This is a genomic window from Chryseobacterium sp. (assembly GCF_019236175.1).
In the GTDB taxonomy this organism is placed as follows: domain Bacteria; phylum Bacteroidota; class Bacteroidia; order Flavobacteriales; family Weeksellaceae; genus Chryseobacterium.
Genome location: NZ_JAFAJM010000014.1, coordinates 255,973 through 269,563 on the forward strand (window position 1 = coordinate 255,973; position 13,591 = coordinate 269,563).

The 13,591-nt window shown below is 36.2% G+C and carries 15 protein-coding genes; 5 read left to right on the top strand and 10 right to left on the bottom strand.

The window, feature by feature from the left end; all coding sequences use genetic code 11:
• Positions 1-146: 146 nt before the first annotated feature.
• Entirely contained in the window at positions 147-2,684 is a 2,538-nt protein-coding gene (locus JO178_RS12260) for an ATP-dependent Clp protease ATP-binding subunit (protein ID WP_291935923.1), read from the top strand.
• 115 nt (positions 2,685-2,799) lie between these two features.
• Here JO178_RS12260 and JO178_RS12265 read toward each other — a convergent pair whose 3' ends face one another.
• Positions 2,800-3,327 carry a hypothetical protein gene (locus tag JO178_RS12265; protein ID WP_291935926.1) on the bottom strand — a complete coding sequence of 176 codons (528 nt, stop codon included), beginning with the start codon at positions 3,325-3,327 and terminating at the stop codon, positions 2,800-2,802.
• Between the two features lie 208 nt (positions 3,328-3,535).
• On the opposite strand from JO178_RS12265, the gene mnmA reads away from it, so the two are divergent.
• On the top strand, positions 3,536-4,723 hold the full coding sequence (gene mnmA, locus JO178_RS12270; RefSeq protein ID WP_291935929.1) for a tRNA 2-thiouridine(34) synthase MnmA: 1,188 nt from the start codon (positions 3,536-3,538) through the stop codon (positions 4,721-4,723).
• 93 nt (positions 4,724-4,816) lie between these two features.
• Entirely contained in the window at positions 4,817-5,026 is a 210-nt protein-coding gene (locus tag JO178_RS12275) for a hypothetical protein (protein WP_291935931.1), read from the top strand.
• A gap of 59 nt (positions 5,027-5,085) precedes the next feature.
• On the opposite strand, the gene JO178_RS12280 is transcribed toward JO178_RS12275, so the two are convergent.
• Positions 5,086-5,436 carry a hypothetical protein gene (locus JO178_RS12280; RefSeq protein ID WP_291935934.1) on the bottom strand — a complete coding sequence of 117 codons (351 nt, stop codon included), beginning with the start codon at positions 5,434-5,436 and terminating at the stop codon, positions 5,086-5,088.
• A gap of 26 nt (positions 5,437-5,462) precedes the next feature.
• Positions 5,463-6,182, bottom strand: coding sequence for a hypothetical protein (locus JO178_RS12285; RefSeq protein ID WP_291935937.1), 720 nt, complete (start codon positions 6,180-6,182; stop codon positions 5,463-5,465).
• A gap of 120 nt (positions 6,183-6,302) precedes the next feature.
• Here JO178_RS12285 and JO178_RS12290 point away from each other — a divergent pair, with 120 nt between their 5' ends.
• Both JO178_RS12290 and JO178_RS12295 read left to right on the top strand, forming a co-directional pair.
• The gene (locus JO178_RS12290; protein WP_291935940.1) at positions 6,303-7,199 is read left to right on the top strand and encodes a hypothetical protein; all 897 of its coding nucleotides are present in this window, start codon (positions 6,303-6,305) and stop codon (positions 7,197-7,199) included.
• A 134-nt stretch (positions 7,200-7,333) separates the two neighbouring features.
• On the top strand, positions 7,334-8,560 hold the full coding sequence (locus tag JO178_RS12295; protein ID WP_291935943.1) for a DUF6051 family protein: 1,227 nt from the start codon (positions 7,334-7,336) through the stop codon (positions 8,558-8,560).
• Between the two features lie 210 nt (positions 8,561-8,770).
• On the opposite strand, the gene JO178_RS12300 is transcribed toward JO178_RS12295, so the two are convergent.
• The 7 genes from JO178_RS12300 to JO178_RS12330 all read right to left on the bottom strand — a co-directional run bounded on the left by JO178_RS12300 (position 8,771) and on the right by JO178_RS12330 (position 13,547).
• Positions 8,771-9,514 carry a LytTR family DNA-binding domain-containing protein gene (locus tag JO178_RS12300; protein ID WP_291935946.1) on the bottom strand — a complete coding sequence of 248 codons (744 nt, stop codon included), beginning with the start codon at positions 9,512-9,514 and terminating at the stop codon, positions 8,771-8,773.
• 54 nt (positions 9,515-9,568) lie between these two features.
• Positions 9,569-9,859 (bottom strand): 2TM domain-containing protein, encoded by a 291-nt coding sequence (locus JO178_RS12305; RefSeq protein WP_291935948.1) that lies wholly within the window; start codon positions 9,857-9,859, stop codon positions 9,569-9,571.
• 29 nt (positions 9,860-9,888) lie between these two features.
• Positions 9,889-10,182: a 2TM domain-containing protein gene (locus JO178_RS12310; protein ID WP_291935950.1), complete on the bottom strand. Its 294-nt coding sequence runs from the start codon at positions 10,180-10,182 to the stop codon at positions 9,889-9,891.
• Between the two features lie 279 nt (positions 10,183-10,461).
• Complete coding sequence (locus JO178_RS12315) at positions 10,462-11,031, bottom strand: isoprenylcysteine carboxylmethyltransferase family protein (protein WP_291935953.1); 570 nt, start codon at positions 11,029-11,031, stop codon at positions 10,462-10,464.
• Between the two features lie 42 nt (positions 11,032-11,073).
• Positions 11,074-11,379 carry a 2TM domain-containing protein gene (locus JO178_RS12320; RefSeq protein WP_291935956.1) on the bottom strand — a complete coding sequence of 102 codons (306 nt, stop codon included), beginning with the start codon at positions 11,377-11,379 and terminating at the stop codon, positions 11,074-11,076.
• Positions 11,366-12,697 carry a 2TM domain-containing protein gene (locus JO178_RS12325; protein ID WP_291935958.1) on the bottom strand — a complete coding sequence of 444 codons (1,332 nt, stop codon included), beginning with the start codon at positions 12,695-12,697 and terminating at the stop codon, positions 11,366-11,368. Before JO178_RS12325 ends, JO178_RS12320 begins: the two co-directional genes overlap by 14 nt.
• A gap of 193 nt (positions 12,698-12,890) precedes the next feature.
• Positions 12,891-13,547 carry a hypothetical protein gene (locus JO178_RS12330; protein ID WP_291935960.1) on the bottom strand — a complete coding sequence of 219 codons (657 nt, stop codon included), beginning with the start codon at positions 13,545-13,547 and terminating at the stop codon, positions 12,891-12,893.
• Positions 13,548-13,591 lie beyond the last annotated feature (44 nt).

Below are 13,591 nucleotides of genomic sequence, written 5' to 3' on the forward strand. Positions count from 1 at the left end.
TTTTTTAGAAGAAACAAACTTAATCATTTTCAATAAGATAATAAAATTTTTTGTGACATAAAGTCATTAATTGATTTTTGGTAAAATATTTGTAATTTAGATAATGAATAAAAAGCAATGTTGCTTTTGTTCTAATGAGATATATTATGGATTATAAGTTTTCACAAGGTTTGAGCCAGGTGTTCAAACAAAGCAAAAGCGAAGCTAAAAGGCTGAAAAGTGAATTTCTTAATACAGAACATCTACTTTTAGGTATTATAAAAACGGAAAACTCTGCAAAAGAAATCCTTCAAAACCTTAATGCGGATTTAACACAAATCAGAAGAAAAATTGAAACTCTAAATACAGCAAGTCTTAATCCTATTTCTGAGGAGGTTACTAATATTTCTTTCACTAAGATGGCAGATCATGCTATTAAACGTGCAGAGTTAGAATGCAGACAATATAAAAGCAATGAAATTAATACCGTTCACCTGCTTTTAGGCATTCTTTATAAATATGAGGACCCTACTTCAAATATTTTAGGAGCTTATGACATCGACTATGAAGGTGTTTCAAGAGAGTACCAGACGATGCTTAAAAATTCCGGGCAGTCACCACAAATGAGTGCTTATGACGATGACGATGAAAGAGAGGAATTTGAGCAGATGAGAAAGCCTACGGGAAATTTAGGTTCTGCAAAAAGTAAAACTCCTACATTGGATAACTTTGGTAGAGACTTAACTTCTTTGGCAAGAGATGGAAAATTAGACCCAGTCATCGGTCGTGAAAAAGAAATTGAGAGAGTCTCTCAGATTTTATCCCGTAGAAAGAAAAACAACCCTCTTCTTATCGGGGAACCGGGAGTTGGTAAGTCTGCCATTGCAGAAGGACTGGCTTTAAGAATTCAACAGAAAAAGGTGTCAAGAGTTCTTTACGGAAAACGTGTAATCACTTTGGATCTTGCAAGTTTAGTAGCCGGAACCAAATACCGAGGTCAGTTTGAAGAAAGAATGAAGGCCATCATGACTGAGCTGGAAAAAAACAGAGATGTCATCTTATTTATCGATGAGCTTCACACGATTGTAGGTGCAGGAAGTTCTACAGGAAGTTTAGATGCATCCAATATGTTTAAACCGGCTCTGGCAAGAGGTGAAATTCAATGCATCGGAGCGACAACTCTGGATGAGTACCGTCAGTATATTGAAAAAGACGGAGCTTTAGAAAGAAGATTCCAGAAAGTAATGGTGGAGCCTACCTCTATCGACGAAACCATTCAGATCCTGAATCAGATCAAAGATAAGTATGAAGAACATCACAATGTTATTTATACTCCGGAAGCCATCGCTGCGTGTGTCAATTTGACATCAAGATATATTACAGACCGTTTTTTACCGGACAAAGCTATTGATGCAATGGACGAGGCAGGATCCCGTGTTTATATTAAAAACATGAAAGTTCCTACCGAAATCATTGATTTCGAAAAGAAAATTGAAGAGATTAAAGAACTGAAACAGAAAGCTGTAAAAGCTCAGGATTATCTTGAAGCCAGAAAGCTTAAAGATGAGGAAGAACGTCTTCAGATGGAACTGAATGCTGCTCAGGAAAAATGGGATAAAGATGTAAAAGAGAAAAAAGAAACCGTAACGGAAGAAAATGTAGCGGAAGTAGTTTCTATGATGAGTGGTGTTCCGGTAACAAAAGTCGGCAAAAATGAGCTTGATAAATTAGCTCAGATGGATGAAAAGCTGAACGGAAAAGTAATCGGTCAGGAAGATGCTGTGAAAAAGGTAGTGAAAGCTATACAAAGAAACAGAGCCGGACTTAAAGATCCAAACCGCCCTATCGGAACCTTTATTTTCCTTGGTACTACCGGGGTTGGTAAAACAGAGCTCGCCAAAGTAATGGCCAGAGAGCTTTTTGAATCTGATGAGTCTCTGATCCGAATTGACATGAGTGAATACATGGAGAAATTCGCTGTTTCAAGATTGGTAGGTGCGCCTCCGGGATACGTTGGATACGAAGAAGGTGGGCAATTGACCGAAGCAGTAAGAAGAAAACCTTATGCTGTGGTTCTTTTGGATGAGATTGAAAAAGCTCACCCTGATGTATTCAATATTCTTTTACAGATCCTTGATGAAGGTCATGTTACCGATAGTTTAGGAAGAAAAATAGATTTTAGAAATACCATCATTATTCTTACTTCTAACATCGGAACCAGAGATCTTAAGGATTTCGGAGATGGTGTAGGCTTCGGAACATCAGCCAAAAAAACGTCTTCAGATACAAGAGCAAGAAGTACTATTGAAAATGCCCTTAAGAAAGCATTTGCACCTGAGTTCTTAAACAGAATTGATGATATTGTCATTTTCAACTCTCTTGTACAGGATGATATCAAGAAAATTATTGATATTGAACTGAACAAACTATATGGCCGACTTGAAAAATTAGGCTATAAAGTAGAATTAACTGAAGAAGCGAAAGACTTTATTTCTGAGAAAGGATGGGATAAAGATTTCGGGGCAAGACCATTGAAAAGAGCTATCCAGAAATATATTGAAGATTTATTGGCAGAAATGCTTGTAAATAAACAATTAAACGAAGGAGAAACCGTAGTTCTTGACCTTAATGAAGCTAAAGACGGATTAACAGGAAAAACTTCAAAGCCAAAGAAAACTGCGGCTGAAAAGTCTTCTCAATCTTAACTCAATATCTTACAGAATAGATAAAAAAGCACCGGAGATTTCCGGTGCTTTTGTTTTTATCAGTTGTTGGATCTCAGCTAAAATTGTTGATCCGAAGCACTTAGAAAAGCAAAAATTATAGTCCCACCACAAATCCTATATTGGGAACCAGCCCGCTTGAAAAGACACTTGAATGCTCTTTCCAAAGCACATTATACATTACCCCGATCTGCATAAAGGAATTATTTCCTATTCTCTGCATATACCCTCCTCCGAGATACAATGCATTTTCTTCTTTATTGTATTTATAATCATAGTATTTATCCTTATAATCGATAAAATAATGCTGAAAATTAGCGCCCAGATAAAATGACCTTGCAATATAATAATTCACAAACGGGCCTACTCCAAACATGGTCGACTTATAATAATCTGACGTTTGCCAGGAAACACTTCCCACAACTCCTCCTTCAAGATCTTCTGTAAGTCTGTATCCTACTCTGGGTGAAGCCTGCAGATAAAAAGCACTGTTGCTGCCAAAACCCAATCCGATTCCTCCTCCGAAAGTCCACCTGTTGGTTTCCTGAGTCGGGGTACCTACTGAAATCTGGGAAAAAACTGATCCTGAAAACATCAGCATTAACGGAATAATAAACTTTTTCATATGTACTATTTTATTTGTCTAAGGTGATTGATATACCTGCATTTTTTTATCTGCAACAAGCCAATACCACTATGCCTGTGTTGGCTTTTATATGGCTATTGTTTTTATCAATGTTTAAAATTATGGTTTTTTTACGAATTTTTTTAGTTGTATTTTTGCCACGTCAAACTAAGAACTCCCGTTAAGAGTTTCGTAAAATTGAAATATAATGAAAATAGTAGTAGGCCTCTCAGGAGGTGTAGACTCAAGTGTTACAGCATATTTGCTGCAACAGCAAGGTCATGAGGTAGTGGCTTTGTTTATGAGAAACTGGAATGATGCTTCGGTAACACTGGAAGACGAATGTCCATGGATCGAAGACAGTAATGATGCTCTGATGGTAGCCCAGAAGCTGGGAATCCCATTTCAGGTAATTGACATGAGCGAACTTTACAAGGAACGTATTGTAGATTATATGTTCGCGGAATACGAAAAAGGAAGAACTCCGAACCCTGATGTCTTATGTAACAGAGAAGTAAAATTTGATGTTTTTATGAAGACAGCCATGTCTTTAGGGGCAGATAAGGTGGCTACAGGACATTATGCCAGAGTAGATTCTACTATTGATGAAAACGGAAAGGAAATTTTCCATCTGTTAGCAGGAAAGGATAACAATAAAGATCAGTCTTATTTTCTTTGTCAGCTAAGTCAGGATCAGCTATCAAAAGCCTTGTTTCCTATCGGTGAACTTACAAAACCTCAGGTACGTGAAATTGCAAAAGAAATCGGACTGGTGACTGCCGATAAAAAGGATTCTCAGGGGTTATGTTTTATCGGAAAGGTAAGTCTTCCGCAGTTTTTACAACAGCAATTAAAGCCAAATGAAGGTGAAATTGTTGAAATTTTTAAAGATTCGCCTCTCTTTTCAGAAATACAACCCGAATTTTCTTCAAAAAAAGAAGAACTGGAGTTTTTATCCCGAAAAATCAATTATAAAAAAGCAGACGGTAAAGTAATCGGCAAGCATCAGGGGGCTCAGTTTTTCACGATCGGACAAAGTAAAGGACTTGGAATAGGCGGCCATAAGGAAAGCTGCTTTATTGTATCAAGAGATATGGAAAATAATATTCTTTTTGTAGGAGAAGGAAATCATTTTCCGGGATTATACAAAAAAGCATTAAAAATTGACAATTCCGAGTTGCATTGGGTACGTGAAGACCTGAAGCTGCAAAATGGCGGCTCTATGGAGGTAATGGCCAGATTCAGATACAGGCAGCCTTTACAAAAGGCTACTTTATATCAGTTTGAAGACACCTTCTATATTGAATTTGAAGATGCACAGTCTGCCATTGCGGAAGGACAGTTTGCCTCATGGTATATCGATGAAGAGCTTATCGGAAGCGGTGTGATTTCGTAACCTGTATTTCAGAAAGAAATTTTTTTTGAAATTTTCTGTAACGTTTTTAAAGTGATCATACTTACTCAGTAAATAACAATAAAAAATACTGCTATGAAAACTTCTGTAAAAAATCAATATGCTTTTGCAAACAATATTCTGATTGCTTTGGTATCCGCTGTTTTTGGCTATAACCTGTATCAGGCCATTGTACATCCGGACAAGTCCCATATCGCTTTGAGCCTTATTTTAGTGGTTCTCACTTCAATCATGATAAGGAAATACGGAAATCAGAAGATGAAAGAAAAAGAGGAAGATCAATAATCTCTACCATTCAATATATAAACCGGAACATAGATTTCGGTTTTTTTTTATCCATGACTTCACTTCGTGGAATTGTTCAGTTGACTTTTAATAAGTACTACACCAGCAATACATTCCATAAAAAGAATGAGCAGCAAAAAGCCAATGGGTTTTCCCAGCCAGAGTCCTCTGACCAGCTTTACAACACCCAATCCAAACAGAAGCACAATGAAGGATACAAATGTTTTTAAACCTGTTTTTTTTTCTTGTTTTAAAAAGAGAAGTGACGCGTAAAATCCGGTTAAAAGAATTAAATAGAAGACTAAGAAATCCGGTCCTTTTAGGCTAACCGGATTATATGTGTGATGCATAGCCATAAGCCACAACCAGCATACAATAACCGGTACTGAATGAATGATAATTTTTTTCATACCTATTTAATTTTTATTGTTACTATTTACCCGCCACAGCCTCCGCAGCCGCCACAACCACCACCGCAGCCTCCGCCACAACCACTTCCGCTACTACAGCTTCCTCCGCCACAGCCTGAGCCGGAATCACCGCCTTTCTTATCATTATCATTCTGAACGGAGCCTATCACAAATCCAAACACCAAAATACCTGCTATCGAACAGAAGATCCATGTTACTGTACTGATGATTTCGCCAAGACAGGAGGTTAACATACAGAGTACTATAATCAGCGGGATGAAACGCAGCTTTCTGAACCATTGAGTTGTAGACCTCTTTTTTACCTTTCCCTGCCAGACATCCCGTGGTGGTGGTGACTGAAAAATTTCTCTGTAACTTTTCAGCGTATCGGAAAACCAATGCTGATGTTTTTCTTTTTCACAAGCACCTCCCTTTGAAGGATAATGATGAAGTACCCTATGTAAGATATGGGGACAAAATTCTACCCAATAACTCTCTGTATAAATCAGATGCATATGCCAGACTTTATCTACTGTTTCACTCGGAGAAGCGCCTTTAGGCAGAATACAGCAGAGATAGATAAATTTTTTATATTCTTCTATGGCTTTCTTCGTGAAATCGAGACTCCAGTTTTCTTCTTTAGCCAGCTTTTTTGAAAAAGGAAAATCAGCATCAGGAGCGTCTAAGGAAAACCCCTGAATCCTGGCCCAGAGAGATTCGTCTTTTAAAAGCATTCTTGTTTCCATTGTTTTTATATTGTTTTTTCTATTCAAATATCTTTTGATTTTATAATATAAAAATCTTCTTAATATCTTATTTGGTATGATAAAAGTCTTAAATTAGTCTTGCAATAAAAACTAAAACAAATGAAAAAGGAAGATATCCTCCATCTTGAAAAGCTTATGAATTTCTTAAGCCGTCAGTTTTTAAAGAAAAGCGATTGGGAAGATGTCACAAAAACAGAATGGTCTTATATAAGTTCGGAACTAAATGACCTCATCATTGCTGATCATTCAAAGAAAGAGATAGTGAAAAAACCTGAATTACTGGGGACTCATTATCTGTATGAGCATTTAATCATCAATAAGCTAAAGAAATACAGTCTGAATGAAAATACAGTTTTAAGCCGCCCTAACCTGTCAAAGCTGAGCCTGATTGTCAAAGTTTTAGGATATTCAAATTATATCGATTTTATTAATTCCAATACGGAAGCATTTAATTTTAATGATCTTAGAATCGACATGAACAATACAGCGCAAAATACGGTACTTTTAGAACGTTTAACAGGCTGTTGGTATTCTTATAACAGAAACCTTCCTGAGAATCCTTTACAGGCAAAAGAAGACCGTATCTGGCGCTCTGCCATGGAAATCTATAAGTCTGAAACTACCGGAGAATATTTTATTGAGCGGAGCGGAGGTGATCATCATAAATATTTTGGGAAAGTCACCGCGTATTCGGATTATGTATTTATCATCATGAACAGTAATACTTTTATCAGACAGCGGCATTTCATTTCAAGAATTAAAGATATTAAGGAAAAACTTAAAAATCCGGAATACAAACTTCATGAGCTTCATTTTATCAGTACCTGTATCAGCTTTAATCAGGAGCCCATTGCTCTTTTTGAAATCTTCAGGAAAGCTGAAAGAAAAAATTTCATTTCAGATTCCATCAGCTTTCCGACCGACAGTGATGAAATTCCGGAATCCATCTTAAAACAACTTGAAGATCCCGAGGCGAACAGAATTGGTTACAGGTAGTTTCCGGAATAAAAATAAAAAGAAAACCAGGAACATCTAATATGCCTAGAATACATTTAGCATTTTAAAATCAGTATTTTACAGCAATAATTCCATAATTTAATAGTTCTAATTTTGAACCCACAGATCTTGTTATGGAATATTATGAATTATACGAAATTTTAAAAAGGCATTTTGATTCCCCGGAAGAGAATTTGGAAATAAAGGAACTGAATACAACCCTAGAATCTGTCTCTTTTGTTTCAAAAGCTTCAGATCTGCTGCATGGTTCATCTGCTCAGGAATGCATCAAACATCATCCTCAGGCGGAAGTGAACGAAAAAGCATATCTGGTATACGATCAGCCTTCCATAGACACTAAGGATTTTGATATTGAATGCAATAAAAGGTTTGCATATCATATTCTTAAAAGAGCTGATGTGGAAACCGCCAAAGGATGTATTATTTTTTTCCACGGACTGAACGAAAAGAAATGGGACAAATACCTTCCGTGGGCCTATGAACTTGCCCAAAGGACCCATAAAGCCATTATTCTCTTTCCTATTGCTTTTCATATGGACCGTGCAGAGCCTGTGTGGAGCGATCGTCATCAAATGTCAGAAATTGTAAAATTCAGAAAAAAAAGATATCCGGAAAACACCAATTATTCGTTTATAAATGCTGCAATAAGTTCAAGACTGGAAGCCCATCCTCAGCGAGTTTTCTGGTCCGGTTTACAAACCTATTGTGATATGATTGAAGTGGTAAAAGAGATCAAAAACGGCAGGATAAAAAGTATTTCCCCTGATGTACGTCTGGATTTATTCGGCTACTCTATCGGCTCTTTTCTCTCAATGATCATTAAAATGGCAGATCCGGGATCTTATTTTACACAATCCAGATTATTTTGTTTTTGCGGCGGAATGACTATTGACCGGATGTTTCCGATTTCGAAATACATTATGGATGCTCAGGCTACTGTTAAGATGCAAGCTGTTTTCACGGAACTTTTAAGTTCCGATTTCAGGTATGATCTTCGTTTAAAACACTATCAGAATGAAGAAATACACCCTCAGGAAAGCTGGTTTAAGAGAATGCTTCGTTACAATTATTTCCAGAAAGAAAGAGAGAGCAGGATTCGTGAAATACATTCCCAGATCAAAGCTTATGTACTGGAAAAAGACAGTGTGGCTCCGCCTATCGAGGTTTTAAATACGTTACAGGGAGGCTACAGAAATATTGATGTGCAAGTGGAAATAACAGACTTCCCTTATGAATATTCACATATGATTCCTTTTCCCCTGACCCATAAAAATAAAAAGGAAATTACTGAAGCATTCAAAAATTTTGCAAAATCCGCCAGCGATTTTTACAACCAGTAAATATTTCATAACCATATGAAGCATAATTTCTAAGAGTAAAACACTTCAAGAAAAAATTTAAACAGTATCAGAATAAGATCCATAAGTACGATTCTAAAAGCGGGTAAAATTTTGAATAGATTACAGGTATATCCATAAGCTTAGCGGATACCTGATTAACCAGGTATTATTTTTCAGAGCGCCTTCTGTTTCCCTGCTGTCATTATAAAATCAGCTGACAAGCCAGTCTTTAAAATCCTTGACACGATCTCTGCTTACGGTAATTTCTTCATCAGGCTGAAATTCTAGATCAACTTTGTAATAAGGTGAGGTATGAATATTTTTGATATAATCCGAATTGACTATAAACTGTCTGTTGACACGGAAAAATTTTTTCATCTCCAGAATATCTTCCAGTTCATCCAGAGTGAAATCTGACGGGTAGGTACGATCTTCAGTCTGAAGGTAAACAATTTTATTTTCACTGAAAAAACAGCTTATTTCTTCTGTCTGTATAATCTTCAGATTATATCCGATCTTTACCAATACTCTGGAAAGGGTAGATTTTTCCTTTTTTATCAGTTGTTTGATATCCTGAGAGCCGATGGTATTTTCAGCTGGAATAAACGACTTGAATTTCTCTACAGCACCGGAAAGATCTTCTTCCAGAATCGGTTTTAAAAGATAGTCTATACTGTTCAGTTTAAAAGCCTTCAGCGTATACTGATCAAAGGCTGTTGTATAGATGATAAATCCTTTTGTAGGAGTCTTCTCAAAAATATCAAAAGACAGTCCGTCTCCTAAAACAATATCGGAAAAAATCAGTTGGGGATGATCATTTTCAGTGAACCATGCCACACCTTCTTCTACGGATTCTATTTTAGCAATTACTTCAATTTCAGGAAAGTTACTTAACATTCTCTCCAATTTCCTTGAAGCAGGCTTTTCGTCTTCGATAATGACTGTTTTGATCATTGAGTTTTGGTTTTCAGATTTTAGGAAATAAAGGTAAATAAAAGCCGGGAGATTTTAAAAATCTATCGGCTGTTTATCTTTTTTAAGCTCTCTTTCAATCATATCTTTTTCCCATTCGGAATCAAAAAGAAAGAGTTTCACTGCTTTGATAGTTAAAATAAGTGCCCAGATAGCAAGTATCGTGTACCCGTCAAACAATCTGATTTTAATAATATGGTCTTCAAATATATTGCGTTCAAAGAAGTCGTTTGGGATAATCAGAACGGCAACTACAGCAAAGAAAAGAAGGCTTCTGTAGAATTTTTTGAGCTGGGTTGTTCTTGTGTATGCTGAATTATAATCCATGATCGTGTAAGTTTTTAAATGAATGATTCTTATAATGTTTTTATTTTTCCTTTTTCTTCTTCCATCAGTTCTTTTATTTTCTTCTCTTCCCAGCTTTTACCGAGTCCAAAGACATTCACAGCATGGAATGCGATTCCTATTCCCCACCCCAGCATTGGCCATAAAAACCATAAATATCCGGGGGCTGTCAAGAGGTTTAAAGCGGCTAAAAAAGGGATGACCAGACAATAAGAAGTAAGATTTCCATAAAATTCTTTTAATTCTTTTACTCTTCTTCTGGCTTTATCGTAAGCTGGGTTTTCTTTGTTAGATAAAATTTCCATAATGTTTTGTTTTAAAGGTTAGTTTGTCTTTTTTGTTGATTCAAAGGTAGCTTGAAATAGAGGCTCCGATCAACTTTATATTACCGAACGGCAGAATATGATATCCGAATGGTAGAATCTGAAGATTAATGGAAATAAGTTTTTAAAATCCGCCCGCAAACTAAATACTGCCTGGCTTCCATATTTATATGAATGGTAAAATTACCCCGAATACAATCGGCGTGTATTCATGTTTCCGTTTTAAAAAACCTGGCTTCTATAAACGGGACTTTATGGTATTTAGTAGATAAAAGGGATCAGTTTCTTAGTTTTCTTTCTGTATTCAATATATTCATTACCAAACCGTTCTACCAATGCCTGTTCTTCTATCTTAATTCTGTAGGCAAAAGCCAGAAACGGAGGAACGAAAGCGAAGAGTAAAGACAACCAGTTGTTGAGATACAGACCAAGCCCCAAAGAAGTCACTAATGAAAAGGCATAAGACGGATGTCTCAGGTATTTATAGAAGCCTTCTTTTTTTATTTTATGATCCTGCTTTATCGTCACATCTACGGTAAAATATTTCCCCAGTGACCTGATAATGATAAATCTGAAGACAATTCCAAGGATAATCAAAAATTCTCCCACATACAAAATCCGGTTTCCTTTCAATATCGGAAAATGAGTGTTATAAGAAATAATAACGGAAGCTCCTATAGAGAAAGGAATCGCCACCCAAAGAATATTCAGGGTAGATTTATCCTGATTTTTTTTATCCTCTTTCTCTGATTTCAGCATATTTTTATATAAAAACTCACTGATAAACCAGGCGATCATTGAGACAGTAAATAGTATTCCAAGTGTATTCATTTCATATGATTTAGGGTTAAAATTTTCATTGTAAAAGGACTGTTATTTATCCTTTTGCTGATCCATTAGCTCCCGGATTTTTTTTTCTTCCCATTTCCTGACAAGATTAGTTTGGGGTAAAAATACCATGACCCCATGACCAAGAACCCCGATTCCCCAAAAGATGGCCGTTAAAAAATTTTTACCCTGAAAATAGCTTTCTCCGGGTTTTAAATTCGAATAATTAAAATATACAATAACAAGATTCACTGCAATATAAATGAATACGTGGGTATAAAACCTTCTTAAACGCTCTACCTGTCTCTTGGCCTGCTGATATTGAATATGATCTTCATTAAATATTTCCATGATCTTTATTTTTTTGTTGATCCATAATTTCTCTGATCTTCTTTTCCTGCCACGATTCCCCGATTCCGAAAATTCTAAAAGCACGGAAAGCCAGAGCAATCCCCCATCCTAATGCGGGATACCAGAACCAGTGGCTGTAAGGTTCTGTTGTCAGGTTGATAAAAATTAAAAAAGGAATAATAATACAGTAAGCAATCAGATTGGTATAAAAACCTTTTATCTCTTTAACTCTCTTTTGAGCTCTCTTATAAGCTTTAATTTCTTCATCAGGCTGTACGCTTACAATAGTAGGTTTAGCAGATAGCATAGGAAGTTTTACTTTAAAATAATCTTCGGATTTTTCTATAAAAACATTCCTTTTGGTAAGCAGGGCATATCGTTGTACAATATTAGCCAGCCCTATTCCTGAACTTTCCTTGATCTGCTCTCTTACCTGAAGATTATTCTCAATACACAACGTATTTCCGTCTGAAAATATTCTGATGACCAAAGGCCTTGATGACGTTGCAAAATTATGTTTAATACAGTTTTCCAGCAGCAACTGTAAAGAAAGTGGCACCACATATTCTCGATAGTCTTCTTTTTTTAAGTCAAAATGAAAATCTACACTGTCTTCAAATCTTGTTTTCAGAAGTTCACAATACGTTTTTGCAAATTCTATCTCATCTTCTACTGTCACCAGTTCTTTATCTTTTTGTTCAAGTACATACCGGTAAATCTTTGACATTGAGGCCGTAAACTTCTGTGCCTGTTGCGGATTTTCATCAATTAGAGCGCTTAAAACATTCAGTGAATTAAAAAGAAAATGTGGATCAAGCTGATTTTTTAAACTTTCAAACTGTGCGTTGGCCGATTTGGCAATAAGTTTTTGCTCCACCACCTCCTTTTTGGAAGTTTTTTTCAGTTCCTCCATAAATCCTTTTGCATGAAGAAAAGTGGTAATAAGCAATGCAATATTGATCATAAACCAATTGGTGAGACCATATTTCTGGGAGAAAAACGCTTCTGTAGTTGCTACATTCTGAATCACGACATAATTCATATAGTTACAAAAATAAACCAGAATAAAATTGCCGATAATAATGGAAATAATACTTAAAACAGCTCTCGTTCTGGTAGCTTCGGACCAAGGAAATTTCTTATTAAGATATTCATTAATAAATCCGTTCCCGAACCCTAATACAAAGGAATACATGGTAGAAAGCAACAGGGTGATCAAAAAAGTATGAAGGTTTTTTTCATCATTAAAGAACAAAAAGAAGAAAAAAGTAGTCCCTATTGATGTCCAGACTAATATTTTAAAGTATTTCAGTTTCATGTTTCGTTTTCTTAGCTCAAAATTAGTTTTTATTAAAGGTATCAAAAATTATTTCTTACCGAGAGGCTGATTTTTCTTCCCGAACGGGATAAAAAAACCTTCACAGAATGAAGGTTTTTTATCTCAGGGAGTGAATGTTAAAAGGATCATCAGGCACTCCTGACTGTTTCAGACCTTTACTTCAGGGATCTTTTTATTGTCCTTTTTCCGAAAGGCTGATAAAGTATTCGGCTTCAGATTTTCCCCAATTAGGATCCAGCGCTGACTTCGGTTTATAATTATTGAATTGGGTCAGCGCAGCTTTAAACATTTCCACTCCTTTTGTTTTGCTTCCGCCATATTGTTCAGGAGTAAAATAAGTATCTTCTGCTTTGATGAGTGCGATTCTCGGGTTAGAAGGATCCAGCTTTTCTGCCACCGTAAGTTCTTCAGAGGCTCTTGCCCCGTCTGTCATAAATCTCTGTTGCGGATTCACCATCATTCTCAATGAATAAGCCATTTTTTTCAGCAGATGGATCTCTGCATTATCAGCTCCGGCAAGATTTTGGGCCATAGCCAGGTACTTTTCTGCCTGCTCTGCAATACCATCAAGCTCCTGCATATTTCCGTTTCTCATCATAAGTCTTCCTTTCTGAATCTGGGAAAAGGCAGCGTAATACTGAGGAAGCCATTGCGCACTTTCCTTACTCCCTATTCTCTGGAAATCATTAGACAAAGTCTGGATTTCTTCCGGAGTTCTGGCAGCCTGAATTTTAGCAATTTTATCCGTCATTATTTTTTCATAATCTGTCTGTGCAAAAGCGGTTAAGCTTATAAAAGCTAAAGCAAAACTTAAAAGGTATTTTTTCATACTATTAATTTTTTTAAAGTTAGTTGTAAAAGTTGACTGGGACT

Coding starts and splice junctions, on each gene's coding strand:
- JO178_RS12260 (WP_291935923.1), top strand. CDS start 147: ATGGATTATAAGTTTTCACAAGGTTTGAGCCAGGTGTTCAAACAAAGC.
- JO178_RS12265 (WP_291935926.1), bottom strand. CDS start 3,327: ATGAAAAAGTTTATTATTCCGTTAATGCTGATGTTTTCAGGATCAGTT.
- mnmA (WP_291935929.1), top strand. CDS start 3,536: ATGAAAATAGTAGTAGGCCTCTCAGGAGGTGTAGACTCAAGTGTTACA.
- JO178_RS12275 (WP_291935931.1), top strand. CDS start 4,817: ATGAAAACTTCTGTAAAAAATCAATATGCTTTTGCAAACAATATTCTG.
- JO178_RS12280 (WP_291935934.1), bottom strand. CDS start 5,436: ATGAAAAAAATTATCATTCATTCAGTACCGGTTATTGTATGCTGGTTG.
- JO178_RS12285 (WP_291935937.1), bottom strand. CDS start 6,182: ATGGAAACAAGAATGCTTTTAAAAGACGAATCTCTCTGGGCCAGGATT.
- JO178_RS12290 (WP_291935940.1), top strand. CDS start 6,303: ATGAAAAAGGAAGATATCCTCCATCTTGAAAAGCTTATGAATTTCTTA.
- JO178_RS12295 (WP_291935943.1), top strand. CDS start 7,334: ATGGAATATTATGAATTATACGAAATTTTAAAAAGGCATTTTGATTCC.
- JO178_RS12300 (WP_291935946.1), bottom strand. CDS start 9,514: ATGATCAAAACAGTCATTATCGAAGACGAAAAGCCTGCTTCAAGGAAA.
- JO178_RS12305 (WP_291935948.1), bottom strand. CDS start 9,859: ATGGATTATAATTCAGCATACACAAGAACAACCCAGCTCAAAAAATTC.
- JO178_RS12310 (WP_291935950.1), bottom strand. CDS start 10,182: ATGGAAATTTTATCTAACAAAGAAAACCCAGCTTACGATAAAGCCAGA.
- JO178_RS12315 (WP_291935953.1), bottom strand. CDS start 11,031: ATGAATACACTTGGAATACTATTTACTGTCTCAATGATCGCCTGGTTT.
- JO178_RS12320 (WP_291935956.1), bottom strand. CDS start 11,379: ATGGAAATATTTAATGAAGATCATATTCAATATCAGCAGGCCAAGAGA.
- JO178_RS12325 (WP_291935958.1), bottom strand. CDS start 12,697: ATGAAACTGAAATACTTTAAAATATTAGTCTGGACATCAATAGGGACT.
- JO178_RS12330 (WP_291935960.1), bottom strand. CDS start 13,547: ATGAAAAAATACCTTTTAAGTTTTGCTTTAGCTTTTATAAGCTTAACC.